This window comes from Shewanella sp. ISS20, assembly GCF_056522965.1.
This window is the reverse complement of the sequence record NZ_JAWRZK010000001.1, coordinates 2059578-2074582: the sequence shown is the minus strand read 5'-3', so window position 1 is coordinate 2074582 and position 15005 is coordinate 2059578. Positions and strand designations below refer to the sequence as shown.

Here is a 15005-nt window from a genome sequence, read left to right as displayed (position 1 = left end):
CAATAGTTGTTTAGTCGCTGCACGTAACGGAGTTTTGCCATGCACTTTAAGAATGATGATGTACGCATCAATGAGGTTAAAGAGTTACTGCCACCGATTGCCGTGCTCGAGCGATTTCCTGCCACTGAAGCTGCATCTGCGACTGTGTATTCCACGCGTCATGCCATTGCTGAAATTCTTAACGGTAATGATGATCGTCTGCTGGTGGTCATAGGCCCTTGTTCAATTCACGACCCCAAGGCTGCCCTAGAATATGGCCAAAAATTACTGGCATTAAGACAGCGTTATCAAGATGATTTGAACATTGTGATGCGGGTATATTTTGAAAAACCGCGCACCACTGTGGGGTGGAAGGGGCTAATTAACGATCCTTATCTCGACAATAGTTTTCAGCTCAATGATGGCCTGCGCGCCGCGCGCCAATTATTGGCGCAATTGAATGACAGTGGCATGCCCACTGCGGGTGAGTATCTCGATATGATCACTCCGCAATATGTGGCCGATTTAATGTGTTGGGGCGCTATTGGCGCTCGCACCACTGAGTCGCAAGTTCACCGCGAATTAGCCTCTGGCTTGTCTTGTCCTGTGGGCTTTAAGAATGGCACAGATGGTACGATTAAGATTGCCATAGATGCCATTGGCGCCGCTGCTGCGCCCCATCACTTCTTGTCTGTGACTAAGTTTGGCCATTCCGCCATAGTCTCCACCAAGGGCAATCCTGATTGCCATATCATTTTGCGTGGTGGCCGTGAGCCAAATTACAGCCGCGCCGATGTTAGCCGCGTAAAAGCTGAACTCATTGAAGCCGGATTAGCACCTAAGGTGATGATTGATTGCAGCCATGCTAATAGTCAAAAAGACTATAAGCGCCAATTAGTGGTGGTTGATGACATAGTGTCGCAGTTGGCAGCAGGTGAGGATGCCATTATAGGGGTAATGATTGAAAGCAATTTAGTCGCGGGTAATCAGCAGCTTAAATCGCCTGTTCAATTAACCTATGGGCAGAGTATTACCGATGCTTGTATCGGCTGGCAGGAAACTGAACAAGTGATCAAATCCTTGGCTCATGGAATTCAATTTCGCCGAGTCGCAGGGCGGGGGTAATCAGCATCCCCTCACTCCCTGAGGGTAAATGCTTGGGGAGTTTACTGCTGTTGCTCGTTTAAATAGCGGTTAGCTTCTGCGAGGCTGCCGAATGAAGCGATTAAATTGTTGCGTCCTTTATCTGCAATTTCAGGATTACCTGATTCTAGCATCATCCAAATCCACGTTTTAATCAGAGGTAGTGGTGGATACATAATTTTTGCTGTGTCTAACATAACTTTCCTTCACTCTATTTTGTTGTTTGCACTCACTAGCGTTATTTTTGTATCAAATTGGTATGCGCTAGGTAGGTAAATCGTATCAAATTAACTGTGATTGTGAAATCAAAAACGAGTTAATAACCTCTGCTGCTCCCTTGTTTGCGCGATTTTTAAACTTTTATGATAAGGATACTTATGCGCTCGGTGATTTCCACAGATCCGCGTCCAGAAAAATTACACTGGTCGGTAATACGTTTGCTTTGGCCATATTTATTAGAGTTTAAAGGTCGGGTGTTATTGGCGTTGGCATGCTTAGTGGTGGCGAAACTTGCCACCATAGCCATGCCCTTTGTGCTCAAAGACTTAGTGAATGCCTTAAGCCTCACTCCTGAGCAAGGTCTATTACTGGTGCCGCTGGCCTTAGTGCTGAGTTATGGCGCGCTGCGGTTTATGTCAGTCATCATAGGTGAAATCCGTGACACCTTGTTTGGGCGAGTGACCGAGCGCGCTATTCGGCGCCTTGGCCGCAAAGTATTTGATCATTTGCATCAGCTGGATTTAAGTTTTCATCTCGATAGGCAAACCGGCGGTTTGTCGCGCGATATTGAGCGGGGTACTAGCGGCGTCTCATTTTTACTGCGTTTTATGATTTTTAATATAGTGCCAACCTTGTTTGAAATTGTGGTGGTTATCGGTATTTTCTGGAGTAAATATGGCGTTGATTTCGCGCTGGTCATTCTCTTGGCTGTGGCAGGTTACGGGGTCTTTTCTGTGGTAGTTACAGAATGGCGCACGGATTATGTGCGCGACGCCGCGGTGGCTGATTCCAATACCAACACTCGCGCCATAGACAGCTTACTCAACTATGAAACAGTTAAGTATTTTAACAACGAGCACTATGAATCTAATCAATACGATAAATCCCTAGCTCAGTGGGAAATTGCTAAGAGAAATAACCGCTTGTCGCTGTTAGTGTTAAACGGTGGCCAGGCGCTGATCATTGCTGCGGCTATGACGATTATGATGTTTATGGCGGCCAAAGCCGTCACCCTTGGCAAGATGAACATTGGTGATTTTGTGCTAGTGAACGCCTTCATGTTGCAACTGTTTTTACCATTAAACTTTTTAGGCTTTGTGTATCGCGAAATTCGCGGCGCTTTAGCCAATATTGAGCGCATGTTTGGTTTATTAGCCTTAACGCCAAAAATTGTCGATAAAGAGAATGCCATTACCGCCACCATTGGCGCGGCGCACCTCAAGTTTGATCGTGTAAATTTTAGCTATGGTGATAAGCGCTTATTAGATGAAGTCAGTTTTGAATTAGCGCCAGGCACTAAAGTCGCCGTGGTTGGCGATTCGGGCGCAGGCAAGTCAACCCTGATTAAACTCTTGTTTCGTTTTTATGATGTTTCTGCCGGCGCAATTTTACTCGGTGGTGTGGATATTCGGGAATTAAGTCAGCTCAGTCTAAGGCAGCAATTGGCGATAGTGCCGCAAGATACCGTGCTATTTAATGACACTATTTTAGAAAACATACGTTATGGCAGACCGGACGCAAGTGATGATGAGGTCAAAGATGCCGCCGATATGGCGTACTTGACTCACTTTATCAATAGTATTCCCCAAGGCATGGCGACTAAGGTCGGTGAGCGTGGCATGAAATTATCGGGCGGCGAGAAGCAGCGGGTTGCTATCGCGCGGGCGATTTTAAAGGGGGCGCCGATTTTAGTGTTTGATGAGGCAACATCGTCATTAGACAGTGGCGCTGAGCAAGCGATTTTGCAGGCAATTAATGCGGTAGCGCGTAAGCGTACATCTTTAGTGGTGGCGCATAGGTTATCGACCATAGTCGATGCTGATAGGATTTTAGTGATGCATGATGGGCGGATAGTTGAGCAAGGGCATCATCAACAATTGTTAGCGCTTAATGGGCATTACGCGCGGCTGTGGACGATTCAGCACCAGCATCAAGATTAATGGCTGCCTGTGGCGCTTATTTTTTATAGTGATGAATGCTAAAGACTGAAATTTAAGCGCTAAGGGTTAATTGCTAAGAGTGCTTAATAGTGCCTTGCTGCCAACCATCACAGATAAGCGCATTGGCATTGGTTTTGACTGGGGTGAGATGAAAAATCTTCCCTTGTCTAAAACACAGCATTTGACCTTCAAGCTCAGTGAGGCGACTGCAATTTCTACAGCTAACGCTGGCGATTTTATTGACAGATATCATTGGATCTATGTTCATGAGGGCTCTGCGCTTATTAATGGTTTGCTCATCTAATCTTGCTCGCAAAAGTGCTTTTGGTTGTGATGAAGTGCACACTTTTTTGGGGATGATATAAACATTTCCGTACAAATACAAATCAAAAACGCCTTAACGTGATAATTAATTCTGATTGTTTCACTTGTGTTTTTACCGTGTTGCAATTTGCGTTTGTCGTGGTTGCGATAGTTGATTGTCTTGGTTGAATTCGTGTTTTTTGTGTGCGACGGCAATGTATTTATTTATGGGTAGTTGGCGGCAGTTGCGAGCTGAGCCTGTGAAATGCGTTTATTAAAAAGCCGCTAGATAGCAAATGAGTCAGTTTTAGTCTTCTGCTTAAATTATGCGCTTGTTAGCAGAGTCATTCTTGCCTTATGCTGAATCATCATAGGCTTATAGGGGCTGATATGTGGGTCAAGGCGAAAGTGCTTGAACGGCGAGACTGGAATAGCCGGCTATTTTCTCTGAAAGTAAGCGCAGGAGTAACGGATTTTATCGCTGGGCAATTTATTAAACTCAGCATAATGCGAGATGATAAACGTATTGCTCGGGCTTATTCGCTGGTCAATCCGCCCGGGCGAGATTACTGTGAAATCCTCGCGGTTGCCGTTAATGGCGGCGAATTATCGACTCATCTGCAATCATTAGTTGCAGGGGATGAGATAGAGATGACGGTCAGTGCCGCCGGCTTTTTGACCTTAAACGAAGTGCCTAACGGCTTTAAGCATTTATGGTTAATTGCCACAGGTACTGCGGTCGGCCCATTTATCTCTATGATGTTAACAGCTGAGCCTTGGCAGCGATTTGACAAGGTGGTGCTAGTTTTTGGGGTGCGCCAAGTGGACGATCTCGCTTATTTAGCTGAGCTTAGGGCACTAGAGCAGGCGTATCCGCAGCAGTTTAGGTTAGTGATTAGCGTAACCCGTGAACCCTTTGCCGGCGGTCTATCTTGTCGTATTACCCAAGGGTTAATCGCTGGCGAGATTGAAGCTCAAACCGGGCTGACATTGAATGCTGCAGATTCACAAGTCATGTTATGCGGTAATCCCGAGATGGTAAAAGAGGCAGATATCTATTTGCAGTCTTTGGGGTTAACCAAAAATTTACGGCGTGCGCCAGGCAATATCACCTTAGAAAAATATTGGTAGGATCATGATTACTTTACTTTATTCTCAAACATCACCCTACGCTCGCATGGTCAGAGTCATGGCCGAAGTCTTAGAGCTTACTGCTATCCAAACCGAGATGGTTAATCCGTTTGATAATAGCCAACGTTTATTAGAAGCCAATCCTCTGGGTAAGATCCCGTGCTTACTATTAAGTGACGGCAGCTCGTTATTTGATAGCGAAGTGATTGCCAGATATTTAGATAGCCTTTCCCCGCACGCAAGTTTATTCCCTGAGCCGGGTCACGATTGGCAGCGTCAATGTCAGTTCTCGTTAGTGAAAGGATTACTTGATGCGGCGGTGGCGTTAAGGCAAGAGCAAATGCGCGCGGCTGAAGGCCTGTCGTCTGATTTCTGGCGCGGGCGCTATGAGCAAAGCTTACTGCGCGGCCTGCGAGAAATCGAAAGATCAGGCATTATTGCTAGCAATTCCCTCAATGCGGAGCGGATTGCTTTGGTGTGTTTGCTTGATTATCTGGATTTTCGCCACAGTAACTTAGCTTGGTACAAGGTAGTGCCGGCGGTAGCTAAGTGGCACCAAGGGCTGATGGATTCTGCAGTATTTTTAAGCTCACGCCCAAGTTAACTGTGTAGCGAGCGCTAGTCTGCCCCTTAGCGCTCGCTGATATCACTCTGGTGTAAGCTAATATCTGCTCACACAAGGAATATCCCTCTTTGGGTGGTTAGCTGTTATTCCCTAATAACGACGCTTAATAAGGCGGTAACCGAGTGGGTTAGTGGATGTTAAAAATCCTTTATTAATCCCCATGCTATGTGATTGCAACTTGTTATACTTTGGTTTAGTATTCGCGATATTGATAACCATTATCATTAGCGTGCGCGTTAACACTTACCATCTTGCACAGGAGTTGTACATAATGAGATTACTATCTGGACTCGTGTTGGCTATGGCTACTATCTCTGCGCCCCTGATGGCAGCCCCTGATAGCGTGACAGTCTATTCCTATCGTCAGCCGTTTTTAATTGAACCTATTTTGAAAGACTTTACTGCTAAAACAGGGATTAAGGTTGATGTGGTATTTGCCAAAGATGGTATCGCAGAGCGCATTAAGCGCGAAGGCCGATTATCTCCTGCCGATCTAGTGTTAACGTCTGATTTCTCACGTTTAATGGAATTGGTTGAATTAGATTTAGTGCAACCCGTCGCGAGTGATAGCCTGAGCGCTGCCATTCCTGAACAATTTCGCTCTCGCGATGACTTATGGTTTTCCCTCACTAAGCGCGTACGTAACATTTATTCATCGAAAGAGCGCCTTGGCGCCATTGATGTTTCTTATGAAGACTTAGCCTCACCGCAATTTAAAGGCAAAATCTGTACCCGCAGTGGCAAGCACCCTTACAACATTGCCTTAGTTGCCTCTATGTTGTCCCATCATGGTGAGGCCCAAACTCGCGCATGGTTAGAAGGCTTTAAAGCGAACTTAGCCCAGCGCCCACAAGGTAACGATAGAGCGCAGGTAAAAGCGGTTAAAGAAGGTTTATGTGATATTGCCATAGGTAACAGTTACTACTTAGGCAGCATGATGATGGACCCAGAGCAGCAAGCTTGGGCTGAATCTGTGGTGATTAATTTTCCTAACCAATCTTCTCGCGGCGCTCATATTAATGTCTCGGGTATGGCTATGACTAAGCATGCGCCTCATCAAGCATCGACCCTTAAATTGATGGAATATTTAGCCTCTAATGAAGCTCAAACTAAATATGCCGAGGTCAATTTCGAGTACCCAGTCAATCCACAAGTACCAGCATCAGCTATGGTCGCCTCGTGGGGTAAATTCAAAGAAGATCATTTACCTATTCAAGCGCTGGCCGATAACCATAGCGCCGCGGTTAAGCTGCTTGATGAAGTGAAATTTGATTTGTAAATTGCTGAAAATGCTTAATCGTCTGATTTTTCAGTTGTATTCGGAAGATTCATGATCCTTACCTTGTCACGGCGCTGGTCATTCAGCGCCTTATTGATAGTTGTTATTATTGCATCGCCCTTGGCAGCTTTGGTGTTTCAAGCCTTACTGCCAAGCGCTGATGTGTTTACTCATTTGCGCGATACCGTCTTATCCCAATACATAGTTAATACCTTACTCTTAGTCGGCCTCGTGGCGGTTGGCGCCTTGCTATTGGCTTTGCCAGCTGCCTTTTGGGTTGCCCGCTGTGATTTCCCTGGACGCTCATGGTTGCAGTGGGCGTTATTGCTGCCCTTATCTATGCCCGCCTACATAGTGGCTTATGTCTACACTGACTTGCTGGATTACGCAGGCCCAGTGCAACGCACCTTACGCTCCGTACTTGGTTGGCAAACTAGTCATGATTATTCCTTTTGGCAAGTGCGCTCGTTAAGTGGCGCCGCGGTTATGCTGGCATTGGTGTTATTCCCGTATATTTACTTGCTCGGGCGCGCTGCCTTTATGGAGCAATCTGTGCATTTGCCGCAGGCGGCCAAAGTGATGGGCGCGAGTTCATGGCAAGTGTTTTGGCGAATCTCCTTGCCGCTTGCTCGCCCCGCTTTAGCGGTCGGCGTGGCATTGGTTGCCATGGAAACCGCGGCTGACTTTGCCACTGTGAGCTACTTTGCCGTCCCGACCTTAACCACTGGTGTGTATGATGCTTGGCTTGGCTATGGCAGCATGACAACCGCGGCGCGTTTGTCCTTGATGATCCTCATGTTAGTGCTGCTATTAGTAGGCAGTGAGCGCTTTGCTCGGCGAAAACAGCAGTTATTTCAAAAATCAGGGCAGGTTGCTGCCATTGAATTGTTGCCCTTAGCACGCTGGCAAGCTTGGCTAGTCACAGCCTACTGCTTGCTATTATTGCTGCTGGCATTTGCTATCCCCATGGCGGTACTCATTTCCTACAGCATTCACTATTTCGCGGTTAGTTGGCATAGCAATTTTTGGCAATACAGTCTTAACAGCTTAGGGTTAGCGGCTGTGGTGAGTGTGTTGTGTTTGTTGTTCGCCTTGTTCTTACAGTTTGTCTCACGGGTAAGCCCGCGTAAGCTTGATACTATGCCAGCGCGTTTATGCACTCTGGGTTACGCCTTACCTGGCACTGTGCTGGCCATTGCTGTGTTAATCCCTTTGACTTGGCTTGATTTTGCTATCAACGATGGTATGCATTTTTTGGGACTGCCTGAACCAGGATTACTGTTAACTGGCTCGTTAGTCGCCTTAGTACTGGCGTTTTGCATTCGTTTTGCGGCCATAGCCATTGGGAGTATAGAGGGCAGTTATAAGCGCATTAGTCCAAGCTTGGATATGGCGGCGTTAACTATGGGTAGCCAACCTTGGCGCTTATTTGCCCAAGTACACTTACCTTTGCTGAAAAAAGGCGCTGTGGTGGCTATGTTATTAGTCTTTATTGAAAGCATGAAAGAGTTGCCTGCCGCCTTATTGCTGCGACCCATAGGTTATGAGAATTTAGCCACGTATGTGTTTCAGTATGTCTCTGATGAACAGTTAGAGCATGCAGCCTTAGGGGCAGTCGTGATTGTGTTAGTAGGTTTATTGCCGTTATTTTTATTGAATCGTTCCATGGAGCAACAATGACCAGCTTGCCGCCGCCACTGCATTTTCCTCTTAAAGAAGAGTTAGCGCTGACAGTCAGTGACTTAAGCTGCGCATATCAAGGCCATAAGGTATTAAATCAATTAGGGTTTAGCTTAGAACGTGGGCAAATCCTCGCGTTATTGGGCCCAAGTGGCTGCGGTAAAACTACCTTGCTGCGCGCCATTGCTGGACTGCAACCGATAAGCGCTGGCACTTTAGTGTTAGCAGGCAAAACCTTATGTAATAACGATGTCTTTGTGCCCGCTGAAAGGCGCGGCATGGGCATGATATTTCAAGATTATGCGTTATTCCCGCACTTAACTGTGGCGCAAAATATAGTCTTTGGCCTAAAAGCTAAGTCTGCCCGTGAGCAAAGGCAAGTGACTGAAGAGATGCTTGCTTTAGTCAGGCTTGACGGTTTAGGCCATAGATATCCGCATCAATTATCGGGCGGGCAGCAGCAAAGAGTCGCCATCGCTCGCGCCTTAGCGTATGAGCCAAGCTTATTATTACTTGATGAGCCGTTTTCGAATATTGATGCACAGGTGCGCCACGCGCTTATGATGGAAATGCGCGATATTTTAAAAGCGCGGCAAGTCAGTGCCATTTTCGTGACCCACAGTAAAGAAGAAGCCTTTGTTTTTGCAGATCAATTAGCGATTTTAAGCTCAGGTAAAATTTTGCAGCAAGGCAAGGCTGAGACCCTGTATGCGCGGCCAGCAAGTCAGTATGTGGCTGATTATCTGGGCGCGGCCAATTATCTCGATGCTAAGGTCATATCGACTCACGATGTGATGACCGCCTTAGGTAAGGTTTCAAGCCCTGAAGCCTTAACTCAGGCTATTGGGGTTAAGGGGCGTTTATTATTGCGCCCTGAATATATTGGTTTGCAGCCCAACCCCAATGGCGCCGCGCACATAGTATCGCGCCAGTTTTTAGGCTATGGCTGTGAATACCGTTTGCACTGGAATGGCGAGTTACTGATAGCGCGTAGTCAGCAAGAATTTCAATGTGGAGAGCAGGTCGATATCAGCGTATTAGTTCATCCATTAGTGGTTTTTGAAAGTGCGGTAGTGTAAAACAGATCAACTTGTCATTTTTTAGGCACTTGCAGTTATTGCATCGCAGATGTTAGTTTGAACTGATAGGCAGCGCTGAGATGGAAAGGAGCAGACTCATCTCAGTGTGAACGCCTAAAAGATGATCAAGGGTAAATGATGGTGTGTGCCAGAGTTCACACTTTTCTCGGCTAGTTTGATCTTTATACTGCGTGCATAGTCAAAGTTATTGATAATAATAAAAAAGTAACTTTGATAGGAATGCAATGACCATGGATAACCAGCTTATGCCTCGTGAGCAGCTTGGGATTTGTGCCGAAGGAAATCTGCATAGCATTTATTTGATGCTTAATGCCAAAGAGGGCGCTGAGCCCGCGTTAAAAGCAAGCTTAGCTTCAGTGGCGCAGCATCTGTTTGAAAGTTCAGATACTCATAGTGATTGCGCCTTTAATGGCTTTGTTGCCATAGGAGCCAATTACTGGGATAGCTTGTATCCCTTAGCTCGTCCTGCCCAATTAGCACCATTTCCAGCGATGAGCACCACTCATACTGAAGCGCCTGCGGTTGAATATGATTTGTTCGTGCATTTACGCTGCGATCGCTACGATGTACTGCATCAAATTGCTAACGAATGCTGCCAAATGTTAGATGGGCTAGTGAACATTAGTGATGAAGAGCGCGGCTTTAGATATCAAGATAGCCGTGACTTAACCGGCTTTGTCGATGGCACAGAAAACCCTAAAGGTCAGCACAGACAGCAAGTGGCTTTAGTGGGTGCAAATGATAGCGAATTTAAAGGTGGCAGTTATATTCATGTGCAGAAATATGCGCATATGTTGCCTAAATGGCAGCGCTTAGCGATTAAAAAACAAGAAGATATTATTGGTCGCACTAAGCAAGATAATATTGAATATGCCAGTGCTGATAAGCCATTAACTAGCCATATTAAACGGGTTAATCTGAAAGATGCTGACGGTAATAGTTTAGAAATTTTACGCCAAAGCATGCCTTATGGCTCAATGACTAACCAAGGTTTGATGTTTATTTCTGTGTGCTGTAATCCAAGTCACTTTGAATTGATGCTGCGTAGCATGATCCATGGTGACGGTCACGGGCATCACGATCACTTACTGCACTTTACCCGTGCAGTCACAGGTTCAGCGTTCTTCGCGCCGTCATTAGATTTCATGCTAAGAGATCTTGATTGAACCTAGACTGATGTTTTAGAGACTAAAAACGCACCATTAGGTGCGTGAGAGTATCGCTTGGAACCCTTGATGCATAAGGGATTGCAAAAAACATTGTCCACACATCGACCACAACTGTTAGGACACAATAAAAAACCGCCTTCATTGGCGGTTTTTCTTTCTAGCGAATATTTGACGCTGTTTGATTGAAAATATCACTATCCATTTCAATCCCTATGAACCTGCGCCCTAATTTTAACGCCGCTTTACCTGTTGAACCACTACCCATGAAACAATCCAGCACAACATCGTTTTCTCGACTGCTTGCCTTAATAATATGCTCAAGCATTGGTGCTGGCTTTTCGCATGGGTGCTTGCCAGGATAATACTGAACGGCAGCAAATGACCAGACATCAGTAAACGGCACTTCTTTAGTTACACTGAACGGCCTTTTAAGTCGATGATATTCTTCTTTTAAATCATCATGCTGACGAACCAACGTCAAGTAGTCATCATTTAACGCAGTAAATTGACCGGATAACTCCTCGTGAGAAACCTCAAGCGCTGGGTGTTCATACTGTCTAAACAGTGCCTGCAGTTGTTTATATTGCTCTTTAGATGGTAATTTCCACTGTGAACAACTAAACCAATGTGAGGACATTTGAGTGCCTGTCACCTTATTGATCTCTTTAGCTGGTACGTTCAGTCGCTCTTTAGCATCTTTGAAGTAATTTATAAGAGGAGCAAAGACTTTGGTTTTTAAGTCCTGGCACTTTGCTTGATAATTCGATGCACCTTTAGCGAAACCTTCAGAGCCATAGTGGCCACACATGATAACTCGCTCTGTTGCGGGGAAAAATGTGCGTAGAGCTTCTTTGCAAGTACGATTCCAAGGGCCACTTGGCTTTGTCCATATGATATGGCTTAGTACGTCAAAGCGTTGCTTAAGCAGCATCTCAGTTTCTGCGCCAAGGCGAGAGCTACAGAACAAGTACAAAGTTCCTGATGGTTTTAATACACGCCATAATTCTAAGGCCACATTATCAAGCCAGGACAAAAATTCTGCTTGAGTAGCCCATTGGTTATCCCAAGCATCTCGCTTTACTTTGTAGTAAGGCGGGTCGGTAACAATAAGGTCAATGCTATTATCAGATAAAGTCTTTAATGCTGTTAAGCAATCACTGTTGAGAATCGTTAATTTCTTTGGCATTACTGTAATTTCCAGCGTGGACACTCGGGGTGTTCTGGTCAGTAATAAATTTGCAACGTGGGCATTTTATGTTGATACGGCCATATTCGATATAACACAGTTTTTTGTTACATCGAGAGCAATGTACTGATTTCATGCACAATCTCTGTATGCTGTATAAAAACACAGTTTAGCAGTTTTTTTATAGCGCCAGCACTATAAAATATTGTTGTTAAGAAGGAAAATACGGTATGAGATCGGGTTGTTTAGTCGCTGACGCAAATCAATCTAGGACTGTAGTGGTCAACCTTCCCGCTTTGGATGCAACAAGAAGGCTGGAGGCTAGATATCTCCAGCTACCCGAGTATGCCATTTCATTTTCATCAATTGATTTATATTTGTACAAATATCAGTGCATTTAAGGGATAATCATAAAAACTAATTCATGGATAGGAAAAATAATGCCTTGTAATAATCAACACTTAAGAATTATTGATGAAGATACACTTACGACTCTTGAAGGTCATCAAATGCATCATCATGGACGTCACAAATGCTGCCAATGTGCTTATAATTCAGGCTATGAACAAGGTATTGTTCTAAAAGAGAATATAGTTTTAGATATTGATAATTTAGGCAGCAGTCAAGCCAATATTGATGGTCGTCACAAAAGCGTTCATCAAGCATTTGCACTTGGTTACACTCATGGAGTTCGCGATTTCATAAATAACCAATAATGTACCTTTTGAATTAAGGGGTAATTCAACTATCCCTTCCCCCTAAGAATAATGCCGCTTAATTTGTGAGCAATACATTGTTTCCGCACACGATCTTAAGCACTAAAAATAGCGCATGATAAAAATGTTACGCGTTGCGAATCCGTCTTAAAGCGTTTGTTATGTTTACAATTCAACATTAGGTTCGTGAGAGTATAGCCTGAAACCCTTGATGCATAAGGGATTGCAAAAAACATTGTCCACACATCGACCACAACTGTTAGCACACAATAAAAAACCGCCTTCATTGGCGGTTTTTTATCTAACAAATTCTGATCTTATTTGTTTGAGATGCTTTAATGGCTCAAGACAATTTGGATAGTTAGTTTTCTAACTCTATTCAGCTTGAGTGTTTTCAATACCATTAATGTTTTGGTAGTTATTGCGAAATAGATCACTTAAACCTAAGTTGAAGACAGATATCCAAATAGTGAACATTGTTTTCATTGTAATACAACCCATAATTGAATGAAGCTTTACTACCACGACCCGTTGATGTTGGAGTTTCAAATTTGAGGTTTTTAAATAGGTAGTCTTGTAAGGCGTTCCAATTGTATAAATGGTAACAGACTACATCTCCCTTCGATTTTACAATAATGTAACCACCTGAAGCATCATAAACTCCTGTCCATGCTTTTTTAGGTTGCATACCGAGAGCTGCGTCAACAATAAGTCTCTTCATTTTATATTGATAAAAATCTAATCGTCTTTTAGGACAGCTCGTTTCAAAGTTACATGGATTGCGTTCAGAAACCACATCTACAATTTCTTTTAATCCAGATATTTTATTTTGCATAAACACGAATAAGCATTCGGCTAAAAAAATATCCATTGTTGAATCTATAAGCTGTAAATTTTCTCTAAAATAAATACTTTTTACTGTTTTAAATTTTAAGTCAAAACCTGCTTCGATAAGTTTGTTAATTCTTTCTTTCGGTCCAACCTTTAATTCCGCACCATCATCAGTAGTGGTAATTGGAGCTAACGATTTCTGCATGTCTGCAACGTTAGTGTTTGTTTTGCAGGCTATTTTATATTGAAAAAGAGTTTGGCCAGATGCGTTAATTAATGATGCTGGGCTGCTATGTTGTGATTTTATACTAAAACCAACTTCATTTTCAGCGCCCGTCATTATGTCATGGATAACAATATGGATATCAGCTTTTTGAGCCGAAGATTGTTTTGTTGTTGGGTCGTGTAATTTACTTAGAATATTTGATATTTCTGGAACTGGAAAAGACCCTTTACTTTTTTTATTAGAAATAATTCTAAAAAATTTATCAGCTTCTTCTTTGAGTTCTGACATCTTTATTTCGGAGTCATTGCCATCAGTTGAAACCCTAATAGTTTTTTTGCTTGTATCAATGTGATAATTAATACGTACAGGCTGGTCTTTAGGTTGACCATTTTTTTGCATTTCGATGTTAATTACCGGAAAGTAATTCTGAGCAAGTTTATTTAGATCACCGTCGGCAGCATATAATCTGCCTTCTGACAACACATTTAGCAAAACGTAAAATTCAGCCCATTCGCCAGCATTTTTACATTGATTAGGTTTTGGCATTTTACCCTGCATTCGATTGATTATGCTGATTAAATAAACTTGAATTATCTTCTAAATAAGATGTAATGCTCTGAGCTGTCGCTTTGATGGCATTAACTGCAACACTATTACCTAGTTGTTTCATTGCTTGTGTTGTTGAAACTGGAAATTTAAAATCTGATGGGAACCCCATCATTTTGACCCCTTGAATTGGAGTTAGTCTTCTTTCAACACCATCTACAAGGTAGGTATCCCAGTTACGTCGGTCATGTAAGCCAGAACCTTTACCACCAACTCTTAATGTGTATCCAATTTTTTTTGGACATTCGCCACCCCAAATATCTGACATAGTCAACTGTAATGGTTCTGGTTCAGGGAATTTAAAGGGAGGCATTTCAGCTAGATCTTTTCGAAAGCCGACAATAAAAACTCTAGGTCTATGTTGTGGTAAACCATGATCAGATGCTTTAACCACTTTATAATCAAATGTATAACCGAGACGAGTTTCTAAATAGTCTTTAATGATATTAAATGTTTGCCCATTATCATGCTTTAAAAGATGCCTAACATTCTCAAGAAAAAAAGCTTTTGGACGCTTACTTTCAATAATGGAGCAAATGTTAAAAAACATATTGCCTCTATCATCTTTGTCTTCATCAAACCCTTTTTTGAAACCAGCTTGGCTAAAGGGCTGACATGGAAAGCCAGCACAAAGAATATCAAAATCAGGGATTTGAGTTGCTGGTGTAGTTATTTTTCGAATGTCATCATTATACATTCCAGACTTAAATAGCTTAGGAGATAGCGGTGATAGATTTGCTTCATAAGTAATCCGTGCATTTTTATCTATTTCTGAAGCAAAAACACATTCATGCCCTAACTCATGAAAAGCTAAATGAAAACCACCAATACCAGCAAAAAGATCAATAAACTTCATGTTTCAACTCATAAAA

14 protein-coding genes are annotated in these 15005 nt (G+C 43.4%); 9 read left to right on the top strand and 5 right to left on the bottom strand.

The window, feature by feature from the left end; genetic code table 11:
- Window positions 1-39 precede the first annotated feature (39 nt).
- Window positions 40-1104: a 3-deoxy-7-phosphoheptulonate synthase AroG gene (gene aroG, locus AC1HDP_RS09665; protein ID WP_479638585.1), complete on the top strand. Its 1065-nt coding sequence runs from the start codon at window positions 40-42 to the stop codon at window positions 1102-1104.
- A gap of 41 nt (window positions 1105-1145) precedes the next feature.
- Here aroG and AC1HDP_RS09660 read toward each other — a convergent pair whose 3' ends face one another.
- Complete coding sequence (locus tag AC1HDP_RS09660) at window positions 1146-1319, bottom strand: hypothetical protein (RefSeq protein ID WP_479638584.1); 174 nt, start codon at window positions 1317-1319, stop codon at window positions 1146-1148.
- A 180-nt stretch (window positions 1320-1499) separates the two neighbouring features.
- Here AC1HDP_RS09660 and AC1HDP_RS09655 point away from each other — a divergent pair, with 180 nt between their 5' ends.
- Window positions 1500-3281 (top strand): ABCB family ABC transporter ATP-binding protein/permease, encoded by a 1782-nt coding sequence (locus AC1HDP_RS09655; protein ID WP_479638583.1) that lies wholly within the window; start codon window positions 1500-1502, stop codon window positions 3279-3281.
- Between the two features lie 73 nt (window positions 3282-3354).
- Here AC1HDP_RS09655 and AC1HDP_RS09650 read toward each other — a convergent pair whose 3' ends face one another.
- Window positions 3355-3549, bottom strand: coding sequence for a hypothetical protein (locus tag AC1HDP_RS09650; protein WP_479638582.1), 195 nt, complete (start codon window positions 3547-3549; stop codon window positions 3355-3357).
- Window positions 3550-3974: 425 nt separating this feature from the next.
- Here AC1HDP_RS09650 and AC1HDP_RS09645 point away from each other — a divergent pair, with 425 nt between their 5' ends.
- The 6 genes from AC1HDP_RS09645 (at window position 3975) to AC1HDP_RS09620 (ending at window position 10565) form a co-directional block, all read left to right on the top strand.
- Window positions 3975-4715: a ferredoxin--NADP reductase gene (locus AC1HDP_RS09645; RefSeq protein ID WP_479638581.1), complete on the top strand. Its 741-nt coding sequence runs from the start codon at window positions 3975-3977 to the stop codon at window positions 4713-4715.
- A gap of 4 nt (window positions 4716-4719) precedes the next feature.
- Window positions 4720-5319, top strand: coding sequence for a glutathione S-transferase N-terminal domain-containing protein (locus AC1HDP_RS09640; RefSeq protein WP_479638580.1), 600 nt, complete (start codon window positions 4720-4722; stop codon window positions 5317-5319).
- A gap of 292 nt (window positions 5320-5611) precedes the next feature.
- Entirely contained in the window at window positions 5612-6619 is a 1008-nt protein-coding gene (locus tag AC1HDP_RS09635; protein WP_479638579.1) for a Fe(3+) ABC transporter substrate-binding protein, read from the top strand.
- Window positions 6620-6670: 51 nt separating this feature from the next.
- Complete coding sequence (locus AC1HDP_RS09630) at window positions 6671-8299, top strand: ABC transporter permease (RefSeq protein WP_479638578.1); 1629 nt, start codon at window positions 6671-6673, stop codon at window positions 8297-8299.
- Window positions 8296-9378 carry an ABC transporter ATP-binding protein gene (locus tag AC1HDP_RS09625; RefSeq protein WP_479638577.1) on the top strand — a complete coding sequence of 361 codons (1083 nt, stop codon included), beginning with the start codon at window positions 8296-8298 and terminating at the stop codon, window positions 9376-9378. Before AC1HDP_RS09630 ends, AC1HDP_RS09625 begins: the two co-directional genes overlap by 4 nt.
- A 251-nt stretch (window positions 9379-9629) precedes the next feature.
- A complete protein-coding gene (locus tag AC1HDP_RS09620; protein ID WP_479639869.1) occupies window positions 9630-10565 on the top strand; it encodes a Dyp-type peroxidase in 936 nt (311 codons plus the stop codon).
- Window positions 10566-10725: 160 nt separating this feature from the next.
- Here AC1HDP_RS09620 and AC1HDP_RS09615 read toward each other — a convergent pair whose 3' ends face one another.
- Window positions 10726-11754, bottom strand: a complete 1029-nt coding sequence (locus AC1HDP_RS09615; protein ID WP_479638576.1) for a DNA-methyltransferase — start codon at window positions 11752-11754, stop codon at window positions 10726-10728.
- A gap of 440 nt (window positions 11755-12194) precedes the next feature.
- Here AC1HDP_RS09615 and AC1HDP_RS09610 point away from each other — a divergent pair, with 440 nt between their 5' ends.
- Window positions 12195-12470, top strand: coding sequence for a hypothetical protein (locus AC1HDP_RS09610; protein ID WP_479638575.1), 276 nt, complete (start codon window positions 12195-12197; stop codon window positions 12468-12470).
- Between the two features lie 433 nt (window positions 12471-12903).
- On the opposite strand, the gene AC1HDP_RS09605 is transcribed toward AC1HDP_RS09610, so the two are convergent.
- Both AC1HDP_RS09605 and AC1HDP_RS09600 read right to left on the bottom strand, forming a co-directional pair.
- Window positions 12904-14073, bottom strand: coding sequence for an HpaII family restriction endonuclease (locus AC1HDP_RS09605; protein WP_479638574.1), 1170 nt, complete (start codon window positions 14071-14073; stop codon window positions 12904-12906).
- Between the two features lies 1 nt (window position 14074).
- Window positions 14075-14989, bottom strand: coding sequence for a DNA cytosine methyltransferase (locus AC1HDP_RS09600; protein WP_479638573.1), 915 nt, complete (start codon window positions 14987-14989; stop codon window positions 14075-14077).
- Window positions 14990-15005: the final 16 nt, after the last annotated feature.